The organism is Emticicia fluvialis (assembly GCF_024793945.1).
Taxonomy (GTDB): Bacteria; Bacteroidota; Bacteroidia; order Cytophagales; family Spirosomataceae; genus Emticicia; species Emticicia fluvialis.
The window spans coordinates 50335-64410 of sequence record NZ_JANUSD010000008.1 but is presented as its reverse complement, the minus strand read 5'-3'; the positions used below and the strand labels follow the sequence as shown (position 1 = coordinate 64410).

At 43.4% G+C, this 14076-nt stretch carries 8 protein-coding genes; 7 read left to right on the top strand and 1 reads right to left on the bottom strand.

Features of this window, described 5'->3' with window-relative positions; genetic code table 11:
* The first annotated feature begins 194 nt into the window (after nt 1-194).
* The 7 genes from NZ848_RS10805 to panB all read left to right on the top strand — a co-directional run bounded on the left by NZ848_RS10805 (nt 195) and on the right by panB (nt 11068).
* Nucleotides 195-3494 carry a VCBS repeat-containing protein gene (locus tag NZ848_RS10805; RefSeq protein WP_259015497.1) on the top strand — a complete coding sequence of 1100 codons (3300 nt, stop codon included), beginning with the start codon at nt 195-197 and terminating at the stop codon, nt 3492-3494.
* A 26-nt stretch (nt 3495-3520) separates the two neighbouring features.
* Nucleotides 3521-5026, top strand: coding sequence for a lipopolysaccharide biosynthesis protein (locus tag NZ848_RS10800; protein ID WP_259015496.1), 1506 nt, complete (start codon nt 3521-3523; stop codon nt 5024-5026).
* A 67-nt stretch (nt 5027-5093) separates the two neighbouring features.
* Nucleotides 5094-5954: an SDR family NAD(P)-dependent oxidoreductase gene (locus NZ848_RS10795; protein WP_259015495.1), complete on the top strand. Its 861-nt coding sequence runs from the start codon at nt 5094-5096 to the stop codon at nt 5952-5954.
* Nucleotides 5955-6164: 210 nt separating this feature from the next.
* Complete coding sequence (locus NZ848_RS10790; protein WP_259015494.1) at nt 6165-7889, top strand: tetratricopeptide repeat protein; 1725 nt, start codon at nt 6165-6167, stop codon at nt 7887-7889.
* 102 nt (nt 7890-7991) lie between these two features.
* A complete protein-coding gene (locus NZ848_RS10785; protein ID WP_259015493.1) occupies nt 7992-8822 on the top strand; it encodes a DUF4292 domain-containing protein in 831 nt (276 codons plus the stop codon).
* A 32-nt stretch (nt 8823-8854) separates the two neighbouring features.
* Nucleotides 8855-10126 carry a murein hydrolase activator EnvC family protein gene (locus NZ848_RS10780; protein ID WP_259015492.1) on the top strand — a complete coding sequence of 424 codons (1272 nt, stop codon included), beginning with the start codon at nt 8855-8857 and terminating at the stop codon, nt 10124-10126.
* Between the two features lie 126 nt (nt 10127-10252).
* Complete coding sequence (gene panB, locus NZ848_RS10775) at nt 10253-11068, top strand: 3-methyl-2-oxobutanoate hydroxymethyltransferase (protein ID WP_253532391.1); 816 nt, start codon at nt 10253-10255, stop codon at nt 11066-11068.
* An 82-nt stretch (nt 11069-11150) separates the two neighbouring features.
* Here the strand turns inward: panB and NZ848_RS10770 are convergent, their stop codons facing one another.
* Complete coding sequence (locus NZ848_RS10770) at nt 11151-14072, bottom strand: FAD-binding and (Fe-S)-binding domain-containing protein (RefSeq protein WP_259015491.1); 2922 nt, start codon at nt 14070-14072, stop codon at nt 11151-11153.
* Between the last annotated feature and the right edge of the window lie 4 nt (nt 14073-14076).

Here is a 14076-nt window from a genome sequence, read left to right as displayed (position 1 = left end):
CATGCCGCTGTCAGAAAGTGGAAGCCAATGTATGATTTACCCCAAAAAGCCTTTCGCCTAAAACCCTGCCTGTCAATTTTTTGTGCTTTGCTTTATTAAAATACCTCTATCTGGTGCTAATTATAATTATCGCCTGGCTCTTCAATAGCAATAATATTCCATTTCTATTGTTAATTTTACATGCTTATATTTTCATGATGACCAAATCACTGCTTTATTGTTTTATTCTCATTTCACTGTTTTCCTGCAAAGAAAATTCTCAGGACTATCTGTTTGAAACGCTCGATGCCTCGCAGACGGGCATTGAGTTTACGAATAAAATTGTGGATACCCCCGAAATGAATATCATTAACTACCGTAATTTTTATAACGGGGCAGGGGTTGCCATTGGCGATGTAAACAACGATGGCTTTGCTGATATTTATCTTACGGCTAATCAGGGAGACAATAAACTGTATCTCAATAAAGGTGCTCAAAAAGATGGTTCATTTCGGTTTGAAGACATCACTCAACTCGCTGGGGTTGAGGGTACCAAGGCCTGGAGCACCGGCGTAACCTTTGCCGACGTAAACGGCGATGGCCTGATGGATATTTACGTTTGTAACTCTGGTGAACTAAAAAATGATACCCGAGGAAATGAGCTGTTTATTAATCAGGGCGTAGGACGGAACGGTGTTCCGTCTTTCAAAGAAATGGCGAAGGAATATGGCCTTTTTGATGGGGGATATTCTACACACGCCGCTTTTTTTGATTATGACCGCGACGGCGACCTCGATATGTATCTGCTCAATAACAGTTTTATACAGGTCAATAAACTGCAATACCAGAACCTGCGCGGCCAGCGCGACCCTTTTGGCGGGCATAAATTATTCAGAAACGATAACAATCATTTTGTAGATGTAAGCCAACAGGCAGGTATTTACGGAAGCCTGATAGGTTTCGGCCTTGGTATTACCGTAGGAGATGTAAATAACGACAACTGGCTGGACATCTACATTTCAAACGATTTCTACGAACGCGACTACCTGTATATTAACCAGAAAAACGGCACCTTTAAAGAAGCCGTTGAAGAATCGATGGGGCATACCAGCCTTAACTCGATGGGGGCTGATATCGGTGACATCAATAACGACGGCCAGCCGGATATCTTTGTTACAGACATGCTGCCCCATGACGATTACCGCCTGAAAACTACCGCCAGCTTTGAGGCGTATGAATTAGAGCAAATCAAATTAAACCGGGACTTCTATCATCAATATACGCGCAATACCCTGCAATTGAACAGTGGCTATAACCGTGACGGCCTTCCGGTTTTCAGCGAAATAGCGGCCTTGTCAGGCTTATATGCCACCGACTGGAGCTGGGGCGCTTTAATTTTTGATATGGATAATGACGGCCGGAAAGACATCTTCGTAGCCAATGGTATAGTACATGACCTGACCGACCAGGATTTTATCAGCTTTCTGGCTGATAAAAATACGGTTCCACAAATGCTAGACAAGAACGGGCAGCTCAACATCAATAAAATGGTAGAGAAAATGCCTTCTCAGCCAATTGCCAATTATGCGTTTCGTAATCTGGGTGGTCTAACCTTTGAAAACAGAGCAGCAGCATGGGGGCTGGGAGAGCCGGGCTTCTCAAACGGTGCTGCCTATGGCGATTTAGATAACGACGGAGACCTTGACCTGGTGGTAAATAACAACAATATGCCGGTATCTATCTATAAAAACCACACAGTAGAAAAACTTAAAAAACACTTTTTGAGAATAAATCTGAAAGGTCAGAATAAAAATACGCTGGGTATAGGAGCCAAAGTTTATGTGTATCAGCAAGGCAAAATACAGTTTCTCCAGGCCATACCTAATCACGGGTTTCAGTCATCAAGCGACCATATCTTAATCTTTGGGCTTGACAATAACCCAACTATTGACTCGCTGACGGTTATCTGGCAAAATGACAGAAAGCAAACCATAAAAAACCCTAAAGCTGATGCCGATTTAGTATTAGAACAAAGAAATGCAAATCAGGCTGCCATTCAGACACTCGCAACACAAACCAGGTATTTTACCGATATTACTGCACAATCGGGTTTAAACTATCAACATATAGAAAACGATTTTGTTGACTATAACCGTGATGCTACCCTGAAGCAGATGTTTTCAAGAGAAGGGCCTGCTTTGGCGGCAGGAGATGTAAACGGTGACGGCCTGGAAGATGTATATGTTGGCGCTGCTGCCAATACAGTAGGTCAGCTGTTTTTACAAACCCCAGCCGGGGCTTTCAAAGTATCCGGGCAATTGTTTGCCAGTACTCATGCCGACGAGGTAGCCGCTACGTTTTTTGATGCAGACGGCGACAAAGATTTGGATTTATACATTGCCACAGGTGGTAATGAATTTCTGAATGGTAGCCCGCTACTGAAAGACAACCTCTTTGTTAACGATGGCAAGGGGAATTTTACACCCGGAGTTTTACCTGCTCTTTACCAGAATGCTTCTTGTGTAGTGGCGGCCGACTTTGACAAAGATGGAGACCAGGACTTATTTGTGGGTTCAAGAATGATTAGCGCCCAGTATGGCAAAAGCCCAAAAAGCCATATATTAAGAAATAACGGCAAAGGACAATTTACTACCGAAGACCTTGGAGAATTGGGCATGATAACGGATGCGTCATGGGCTGACGTTGATAACGACGGCTGGCAAGACCTGATATTGGCCGGAGACTGGATGCCGGTTACGATTCTCAAAAATCAGAAAGGAAAACTTATGCCAGAACCTGTGGCAAACACGCAAGGCTGGTGGAATGCCATAAAAGTGGCGGACATTGATAACGACGGAGACCCCGACCTGATTGTGGGTAATCTGGGCTTAAACTCTAAACTCAGAGCCACTAAAGAACAACCTGCCATGCTTTATGTGAACGACTTTGATAAAAACGGCTCGGTAGAACAACTCATTTGCGTGTATAACGGCGGCAAGCTGGTACCTATGATGCAAAAGCCTGACCTACAAAGAGCCATTCCGTCTATCAAAGAACGGTTTGTGTATCATAAAGACTATGCTAATAAATCGGTGGATGAAATATTTACCGGCGCTCAAAAAGAGGGCATGATTGAGAAATCGGTTGTACAACCGCAGACTTCTTTCTTTATCAACGACGGCAAAGGAAATTTCAGTGTTTTGCCCTTACCCATTGAAGTACAGTTTTCTCCGGTTTATGGCATAGAAACCTGCGATTTCGACCATGACAACCAGCTTGATGTTATTCTTACAGGCAATTTCTATGATGTACTACCTGAAATAGGGCGTTATGATAGTAACCGCGGATTAGTACTTCACGGTACCGGACAGGGTAAATTTGAAGTAATGAAACCAAACGCCACAGGCCTTTTCAGTACCGGACAGGTACGGCGCATGAAAATTGTAAAAGGGGCAAAGAAAAATATGCTAATTTTGGCAAAAAATAACGACAAGGTTCAGGTAATCAGATTCTGAGCGGGACACCCCCCTTCAATTAAAACATGAGCGTAGTAAAAAAATTAGCAAGTGATACGGCCCTCTATGGTATCAGTAGTATTGCCGGTAGATTTCTGAATTGGCTTCTGGTGGCCGTACACACAAGGGTTTTTCCTGAACAGAGCTTACTTGCCGACAACAACCAGCTTTATATTTATGCTGTGCTGTTAAACATTGTGTATACCTACGGTATGGAAACTGCTTTCTTCCGCTATGGCAGTAAACAAGAAAACCGCCAGGAATACTATAATCTGATATTATCAAACGTTATCCTAACCAGTGTAGTTTTTTCTGGTATAATCTATTTTGCAGCTACCCCAATCATTAACCTGATGGGTTTCCCCGGTAAAGAACGGCTAATTGTCTGGTTTGCTATTATTCTGGCTACTGATGCCGTAGCCGCCATTGCATTTGTTAAACTACGTGCCGAAAACCGAGCCAAAAAATTTGTAGCCATACGGCTGGTTAACATATTTGTCAATATAGGTCTGAACGTCTTTTACCTGACCTTCTGTAAATACATTCATGATGGCTTCATGCTGCCAGACTGGAAACCCTTTGCCGATTTCTTCTATAACCCGAAAATAGGGCCGGATTACATCGTTTGGGCAAACTTTATTGCAAGCCTTGTTACATTGTTGTTGCTCTGGCGCGAGTTTGTCGGTTTCAGGTTTACTTTCGATTTCCAGAAATTCAAACCGGTTCTTATCTATGCTTACCCACTGTTAATTATGGGTCTGGCAGGTGCTACCAATCAATTAGCCGACAGGCTGATGTTCAGAAGCATTTTACCGGAGGGTTTCTACGAGGGCCTTTCTACCGATGCCGCTTTTAGTATTTATGCCAATGTATATAAGCTGTCTATTTTTATGCTGCTGGTTGTGCAGGCATACCGGTATGCGGCAGACCCTTTCTTTTTCTCTAAGGCAGAAGACAAAAACTCTCCGGCTATGATCGCCACAGCTACCAAATGGTTTACCATAGCCTGTATTATTATCTGGGTTGGGGTAAGCCTCAATATAGATTTAATCAGCCTGTTGCTTGGCAAAAATTACCGGTTCGGGCTTGAAGTTGTACCCATACTATTGTTGGCCAATTTGTTTATAGGTGTGTATCAGAACATGTCTATCTGGTTTAAGCTAAGCAACAGAACCCATTTTGGTACCATTCTTACTTTTATAGGGGTTTTTATTTCAGTAGTCATGAACCTCATCCTCATCCCTCAGATGGGCTATGTTGGTTGTGCGCTTACCTTTGCCACCTCTTCTTTTGTAATGATGGCCCTTTGTTATTGGTTCGGCCAAAAATACTACCCCATACCCTATGAGCTAAGCAGCGTTACGGCTTATCTTACAGCGGCAGGTGTTCTGATTTTTGCCGTATGGCAAATCAAAATAGACAACCCCTACTATTCTATTCCGTTCCGCCTTACGCTTAGCCTGGTATTTATACTCATTATTGCTTTTCTTGAGCGTAAGAGTCTGGGGCTTACCAGGTATTTTCGTGTCTGAGATAACCAGTCAGGCAGAAATGATGTTTTAATAGCACAGTTTGGTTTAAGAATTACATCAGGCATACATGAAAACAATAAGCATTATAGGTTGTGGTTGGTTGGGACTGCCATTGGGCGCCTATCTTTCAGAAAAAAACTATCTGGTAAAAGGCAGTACTACCACACCTGAGAAACTGAGCAAGTTGCAGCAAAACGGCATAGAGCCTTTTATTCTCAAGCTCAATCCAGAACCGGAAGGCGCGCAGTTGGATAAACTACTGGATAGTGAAATCCTGATTATCAACATCCCTCCACGCATCAGCAAGCAAAAAACAGATGCGCATGTTGAGCAGGTAGCACATTTGCTAAAGGCCGTGCGTATGTCTGCCGTTAAAAAAATTATTTACATCAGTTCTACCTCTGTATATCCCGAACTCAATCGTGAAGTTGTGGAAGCCGACGTGCAAACTCCCGGGGAATCGGCCAGCCCTACTATGGTAAAAGCCGAAAACCTGCTGAAAGATTTTATACCCGGCGTAACCATTCTACGAGCAGCCGGGTTGATGGGCTACGACCGCATCCCGGCTAAATATTTTGCCGGGTGGAAAGGACTTACCACCGGCGGCATTCCGGTAAACTATATTCATCGCGATGACATCATCAGGATTATTGAAACTGTAATAGAAAAAGATATCTGGGGAGAAACTTTCAATGTAGTATCTCCGGAGCATCCCGTCCGACGGGAAGTGTACCTAAGAAATTGCGAAGAGTTTGGTTTTGATGTGCCCGAATTTTCAGAACCGGCAACACCACAACCTTTTAAAGTAATAAACCCTGATAAGTGGCTTGAGCGGTCCGGGTATCGTTTCCTGTTCAAAAACCCATTAGATTTTTTCTATCAATTGCCTGATACCACCGAGCCGGATACAGTTATTCAGTTTAAATAGTGCCAACCTTCATTTTTCCGTTTGCATTATTACAACTTGTAAATCCGGCACAGATTTCATAGATTGCTGAAAAGCTCCCCAGGATTGAATACATGGTTTTTGTATTATCAGATAATTTAGAGAACTTTGAATATCGGCGTTATCGGGCAACAAATATACCGGGCAATATTATGGCTTTAGGGGCGTTAAAGTACCTACAAACTTTGATTAATGAAACTATCAAGCATCATATATTGGGCATTGCTACTGCTGCCTTTTGCAGGTACGGCACAGAAAACTAAAAAAGTTGATGCCGGAACCATCTCTGAAAAGGAACTGCAGGCAGAGGCCATTTTTACCGACGGCATGAAGTTTTTCATTGCCGAAACCTACGATAAAGCCCTTACACATTTTAAAAAAGCAGCAGAAATGAATCCGGCCAGCCCCGGTGCCACTTTCATGATTGCCAAGACTTACCTTGCCACCAACGACATTGCCAATGCTACCATCTACAGCGAAAAAGCCACAAAACTTGATGAAGAAAACAAGTTTTACCGGAAATTCCTGGCAGAAATATACATTAAGCAGAAACGCTTTAAAGAAGCTGCTGCGGTATATGAAAAACTTGCAGATAAATTCCCCAGAGATATTGATAACTACCTGGAGTTATCTAATGCCTACATTGCTCAGGAGAAATACTCAGACGCCATAGATGTGTATAATAAAATTGAGAAAACTATCGGCATGAGCGAAGAAATTACGCATCAGAAACAGCTGATTTACCTGAAACAAAACAAGCTTGAAAAAGCCATTGAAGAAGGAGACAAACTGATTGCCTCTGAGCCAACCGAACCAGAATATGTAGTGCAGCAGGCACAAATACTGATTTCTAACCAGCGGTATGACCAGGCCTTGAAGATGCTTGAAACTACACTAAAACACAATCCGGATTTTGCTGAGGCACACATTCTACTTGCTGAAATATACCGAAAAAAAGGTGATTTAGATAAAACCAGTCAGGAACTCCAGGTTGCGTTCTCTAATAAAAACCTTTCGTCTGATGTAAAGTTCAAGATATTGTCAAGCTATATGCTGATGCTGGAAGACGATAAGAACGAGAAAACAACAGAAAGCCTCATCAACCTTACCAGAGCGTTAATCAAACAGGCTCCTGACGAAGCCAAAGCCTATGTTGTATTGGGCGATTTGTTAATGAAAAAAGGCGATTTAGCCGGTGCCCGCGACAGCTATGTACAATCGACCGGGTTGGAGAAATCAATTATTGAAGTATGGATGGCCATTGTAGAAATTGATTCGAGACTGAACGAGACCGATAATCTGGCCAGACATTCGGAAGAAGCCATTGAATATTTCCCTAATCAGGCGCTGTTCTGGTACCACAACGGGGTGGCTAATTTTGCAAAGAAAGACTATGATAAAGCCATTACGTCGTTGGAAGAAGCCCGTAATCTGGCTCTTGATAATAAAGAACTTGTAAAATTTGTAAATGGCTTGCTGGGCGATGCCTACAATGAGGTAAAGAAATACAGCAAGTCTGACGACGCCTATGAAGCCGCACTGAAAATTGACCCGAATGATGAACACGTATTGAATAACTATGCCTATTACTTGTCGCTCAGAAAAGACAAACTAAACCGGGCACTGGAGATGTCTACAAGGTTAATTGAAAAGGCAGGCAACAATGCCACTTATCTTGATACGCATGCATGGGTGTTGTATGTGATGAAAGACTTCCGGAAATCGCGGGAGATATTAGAACGTGCCATAAAGCAAAACAATGAGGTGAGTGGCACCATAATTGAACACTATGGCGACGTGCTATACCAATTGGGTGAAAAAGATAAAGCCATAGAACAATGGAAAAAAGCCCGCCAATTGGGTGAAAACAGCGCGAATATAGACAAGAAAATACAATCAGGACAGTTGATTGAGTAATTGCTTACCTTAATAAAACCTTGATACACCAGCTTTAAAAAGATGTTTACTCTGAATTTTTAGTTTGAAAAACCTGTATCAATTCATTAAACCCGCACTTGCATGCTTAATCGTTATATAGTTCTTACATTTTCGTGCCTGGTAATAATATTTACATCGGCTTGTAAGCGTCATAAAATATATAAAACAGAAACCAGCGATTCCACCAATGTAGCAATAGCTCAGGAGGGTGCCCCGGCCCAAAGTGATAGTGTGGTTCCTTCGGTTAATCTGGCTAAAATAAATGTAACACCGGCCGAAGTTGATTTCAGATTTCTGAAAATACGCTCTAAAATTAATTACACCTCGGGTACCGAGTCTCAGTCGTTCCCCGTAACGGTGCACGTTGAAAAAGACAATAAAATTTGGTTGTCTATAGCCGTAGGTCTTGAAGTAGCCAGGGGTATTATTACCCAGGACTCGGTTATTTTTATTGACAGGCTACACCGCACCTATTACAAATACGATTTTGCTTCTCTTAGCCGCCGGTTTAAATTCAATCTTAATTATAATCTGGTGCAGTCTATTCTCATTGGCAATATGCCTTTGCTCAAGCGCGAAACTGATGATATAACCAGGCAAGATGGCAACTTTGTGATCAGACAACTGGAAAACGGCATAGCCATTGAAAACTTCATTGCCGAGAGCAACCTGAAATTGCAGAAGCTGACAGCGGCCGAGTCAACCAGCGGCAACAGAATGCAGATTGACTACAGCAATTTTCTGGAAATCAACAATTTTTTGTTCCCCCAGGAAATCATTACCAAGATTGATACCCCAAAAGATGATAAAACAACGCAGACTTTCATAAATTTGCAGCATAATAGAGTCGAATTTTTAAATGAAAGTCCCGGGTTCTCGTTTAGCATACCCAAGGGATACTCGTCTAATTAGCCCGGCAAAGCCACCTTTAATACCTGATGTCTTTGAAGCATAAAACATATTTCTTACTTACCTGCTTTGTTTCCTTATTCTTGTTAGGCCAACCGGCGTTTGCGCAGCGGACGCGGAAAACACGCGCACAACTGGAGGCAGAAAAAAGAAGAAATCTAGAAAAAATTGCCGAAACCAGAAAAGCGCTTGAAACTGCACGAGCTAAAAAAGAAGTAACCGTTGGCAATATCAAGGCATTAAAAGAACAGATTTCGTCTCAGGAAGAGCAAATAAGCCTGATGGAGCAGGATATTGAGCTGATTGACATGGAAATGCAGGATATTATCAGCGCCAAAGGAACGCTGGAAAACAGACTTACTAAACTGCAACAAGAATACGCCGCCATGCTTTACGCCGCTTCAAAGCATAGTGGGCAGCTTAATAAGCTCAGTTTTTTATTCTCAGCCTCATCTTTTAACGAATTGCTGATGCGCTACAAGTATCTGCAACAATATACCGAAAACCGAAAGGCACAGGTTCTACAAATGAACAAGGTTACTGCCTTGCTGCGAGAGCGGCAAACCAACCTGGAAGGCAAACGTACCGACAAGAAAAAAATAATAACGGCCAAAGTAGTAGAAACAAAAAATCTGGAGGTGCTTAAAACCAAACAAACCCTGATGGTGGGCGAGCTATCTAAAAAAGAGAAAGATTTAAGGCGAGAAATTGAAGCAACCAGACAATCGGTTACCAAACTGGATAACCTCATTGCCGGCATTGTTTCAAGAGAGATTTCAAGAAAAAACAAAGAAACTGAGTTAAAGCAGGATAACGACGCTAAATTGAAAAACATAGCGCCAGCCAAAAAGAATAACAAAGCAATAATTGAACTGGACGCAACCGAAACTACACTGGGGCGTTCTTTCGGGGCTTCACGCGCGCGTCTTCCCTGGCCGGTGCAAAAAGGATTTATTTCAGACCGGTTCGGCGTAAAAGAACATCCGGTGCTGCACGGAGTAATGATAAACAATAACGGTATAGATATACAGACGCCCTCAAATGCCACGGTGCGTGCCGTTTATGCCGGGGTAGTTAAAGACATTACCTCTATACCCGGGCTTGGCAAAGTAGTGGCTATTCAGCACGGCGACTACTTTACGGTTTATGCGAATCTGAGCCAGGTATTTGCCGCTGTTGGCCAGAAAATAAATACCAAAGAAACCATTGGCACTGCAGGTGAGTCAGGCGGAGCCACCGAGATTAACTTTCAGATATGGCATAATACGGCAAGGCTGAACCCCGAAAACTGGCTGGCACCGAAATAGCCCGGGGTTTCTTAATGCTATGAAAGAACTAAAAACACACAGAAACGTTATAGGAAAATCTGCATATACGCATAATTAAACGAGTGTAAGTTTAATTCGCTCAATCACAAATTCACATTTTTTGATATGTCTACTCATTCTGAAATAAAACGCATTACCACTCATACCCTTCAGGAAATGAAAAGTAAAGGCGATAAAATAGCCTGCCTAACCTCTTACGACTACTCAATGGCCAAAATCATTGATGGTGGCGGTGTAGAAGTAATTCTGGTGGGTGATTCGGCCTCAAACGTCATGGCAGGTCATGAAACAACTCTGCCAATTACGGTTGATAACATGATTTATCATGCACAGGCTGTGGTAAAAGCCGTTAAAAGAGCCCTGGTGGTGGTTGATTTACCCTTTGGTTCTTACCAGGGTAATTCGTCAGAAGCGCTTCGCTCGGCCATCAGAATCATGAAAGAATCAGGCGGGCATGCAGTGAAACTGGAAGGCGGCATTGAGGTGAAAGAATCGATTGTCCGTATTCTTAGTGCGGGTATTCCGGTAATGGGCCATCTGGGGCTTACCCCACAGTCAATCTATAAATTTGGTACCTATGCCGTAAGAGCGAAGGAAGAAGAAGAGGCCGGACAACTGATAGAAAATGCTAAAATGCTGGACGAAATCGGCTGTTTTGGTGTGGTGTTAGAGAAGATTCCGGCACAATTGGCTAAACAGGTAACAGAGAGTATCAGCATACCTACCATTGGTATCGGGGCGGGCCCGCATTGTGACGGACAGATTCTGGTGGTACACGATATGCTGGGCATTAACAAAGAATTTTCGCCGCGTTTTTTACGTCGATATGCCGATTTGCATACTATAATGACCGAGGCCGTTGTGAACTACACAAAAGATGTGAAATCATCAGATTTCCCGAACGAGAGAGAGTCTTATTAAAGTATTTGTGGGGCGAACTTTTAGATCGCCATTTAATAGATACTTCTTTTATAATAAAGGCGAACTGAAAGTTCGCCCCACATTAAAGCAAAGCCTCATACAAAATCTCAGCCGGATGCTTGGCTATACGGCCTGTGCCGTCTTTTATCTGATGCCGACAACTGGTTCCCGGGGCAGCTATTATCACTTCTTCCGGCTGTTTTCTCACCGTCGGGAAAAGCACCAACTCACCTATCTGCATTGATACCTCATAGTGTTCAGCCTCATACCCAAACGAGCCAGCCATACCACAACAACCCGACGGAATAAGATGCACCTCATAATTGATTGGCAATGATAAACTCTTTTTGCTGGGTGTAAGTGAAGACAATGCTTTCTGATGGCAATGCCCATGCAGTTTAATCAATCGCTTTTCAGTGGTAAATAGTTCTTTGCTAATGTTCCCTCTGTCTATTTCCAAAGCAAACCATTCATCAAAAATATAAGTGTTGGCAGCAATCTTTTGCGCTGCTTCTCTCAAATTTTCAGGCACCAGCTCCAGATATTCATCTTTCAGTGTCAGAATGGCCGAGGGTTCTATGCCTATAATGGGCACCTCGCTTGTTACCATATCATTCAAAAGATTCACATTTTGAATAGCTATCTTTTGCGCCTCACGTATCATGCCTTTCGACAGATACGTTCTGCCACTTTCTACATGATTCGGTATCAATACCTGATACCCCAGCTTTTGTAAAAGCAGAATCAGTTTTTTGCCTACTTCTACATCATTAAAGTCAGTAAACTCATCACAGAATAACAGCACTTTCTTGTCAGACCTGAAACCGTTTGCCTGCTTATTATTCTTAAACCAGTTCCTCAAAGTCTGACTATGCAGCGCAGGCATACTACGGTCGGGGTGGAAACCTACAATTCGGTTGGCTATTCGGCGGGTAAATTCAGTCTTGAAAACAAAATTATAAGCCCAGGGTGCTACACTTGCCAGCCGCATCTGTCTGGTAAAATTGCCTATCAGTCTGGCCCGAAACGGAACACCGTTTTTATCATAATATTGTTGCAAAAACTCGCCTTTCATTTTGGCTATGTCCACACTTGACGGGCATTCTGACTTGCATGCTTTGCATGACAAACACAGGTCGAGAATCTCTTTGGTTTCTTCTTCACCCGCTACTTCTCTTTCTTCTGAGGCAGTAAGATACTGCCGTAATATATTGGCTCTTGCCCGGGTGGTGTCTCTTTCGCTTCGGGTAGCCATGTAGCTGGGGCACATGGTGCCTCCGGTTATTTCGGTTTTCCGGCAATCGCCAGAGCCACTACATTTCTCTGCCAGGCGAAGCATACTTTCCTGCCTCGAAAAATCATATACCGTTTTTTGTTGGGGTGCAGGTTTATCGGCTTCATAACGCAGAAACTCGTTCATTGGTGGAGTATCCACAATTTTACCTTTATTAAAAACACCGGCAGGGTCAAAAATCTGCTTCACTTCTTTAAAGAGCGCATAGTTTTTATCGCCCATCATAAAGGGTATAAACTCTCCCCTCAGCCTGCCGTCGCCATGTTCTCCTGAAAGCGAGCCACCATATTTTTTCACCAATGCTGCCGTTTCTGCCAGAATAGTACGGAAAAGCGCTCTGCCCTCAGTAGATTTCAGGTTCACCATAGGTTCAACGTGCAGCTCCCCTGCCCCGGCATGCGCATACATAGAGTATTGTACCTCATGCTTTTTCAGCAATGCTTCCAGTTCATCTATATAGGCAGGCAGGTCTTCTACTGCTACTGCGCAATCTTCTATCAGGTTAACGGGTTGCGTATCGCCGTGCAGGTTTCTTAATAAGCCCAGCCCCCCTTTCCGTACATCCCAAGCCTTTCTGGCATCATCGCCCAAAAGTATGGGGTAGGCATATCCCAGATTATTTTCTTTAAGCGCTGCAATCAGCTTTTCTGCCTTATCCTGCAAATCGGCAGGGGTATCGGTAAAAAACTCCACCATCAGTATGGCCTTTGGGCCGCCTTCTATAAAGAACCTGTTTTTTGATTGCTCAATATTGGTTTTGGTGAACTCCATAATAAAATCATCCACCAACTCAGAAGCCGAACACCCGTGCTTCAGGGCAATCAGGTTGGCCAAAAGCGCTTCATGGAGCGTAGAAGTATGCACCGCTACCATACCGGCCACAGCAGGTGGCAGGTCTATCAGCTTTAATTTGGCTTCTGTTACAAAACAAAGCGTACCTTCAGACCCGGCAATCAGGCTGCTCAGGTTAAACAGGCGGTCATCCTCAAATGCGGCCATTTCTTCCAGCACATCCAAAGCATAGCCTGTATTTCTGCGGGTAACACTTTTTTTTGGGAACCCCTCTCTGATTGCCTCTCTGTTCTCTGCATCTGTTACCAGCGCCAGTATTTCTTTGTAAATTCGGCCCTCAGTATTCTGCAGCCCGCATTTTTTATCCAGTTCTTCAGTTGTCAGCGCACCAAAAACGGCCTCACTGCCATCAGACAACAAAGCCTTTACTTCCAGCAGGTTATCTCTGGTTGTGCCCCATATAATTGAATGCAACCCGCATGAATTATTACCAATCATACCACCTATCATGGCCCGGCTTGAGGTTGAAGTTTCCGGGCCAAACATCAGCCCGTAAGGTTTCAGATACGCATTCAAATCGTCACGAATCACCCCCGGCTGCACGCGCACCCATTTCTCTTCTCTGTTTATTTCCAGAATACCGGTAAAGTTTTTGGAGATATCAACCACCAGCCCTTTGCCTACTACCTGCCCTGCCAGAGAAGTTCCGGCTGCACGCGGTATAATGGTGAGCTGTCTGGTACTGGCCAGGTTTATCAGGCTGCGGATATCATTTACACTTTTAGGCAAGGCCACGGCAATGGGTTTTTCCTGATACACTGAAGCATCGGTGGCATAAACGGTTCTTATGGCGTCGTCAACAACGGTATTTCTGAAGTACAATTCTCCCTCAAAATCTCTCTGCAATGATTCAAACATCGGG

Coding starts and splice junctions, on each gene's coding strand:
- NZ848_RS10800 (WP_259015496.1), top strand. CDS start 3,521: ATGAGCGTAGTAAAAAAATTAGCAAGTGATACGGCCCTCTATGGTATC.
- NZ848_RS10790 (WP_259015494.1), top strand. CDS start 6,165: ATGAAACTATCAAGCATCATATATTGGGCATTGCTACTGCTGCCTTTT.
- NZ848_RS10785 (WP_259015493.1), top strand. CDS start 7,992: ATGCTTAATCGTTATATAGTTCTTACATTTTCGTGCCTGGTAATAATA.
- NZ848_RS10795 (WP_259015495.1), top strand. CDS start 5,094: ATGAAAACAATAAGCATTATAGGTTGTGGTTGGTTGGGACTGCCATTG.
- NZ848_RS10770 (WP_259015491.1), bottom strand. CDS start 14,072: ATGTTTGAATCATTGCAGAGAGATTTTGAGGGAGAATTGTACTTCAGA.
- panB (WP_253532391.1), top strand. CDS start 10,253: ATGTCTACTCATTCTGAAATAAAACGCATTACCACTCATACCCTTCAG.
- NZ848_RS10805 (WP_259015497.1), top strand. CDS start 195: ATGATGACCAAATCACTGCTTTATTGTTTTATTCTCATTTCACTGTTT.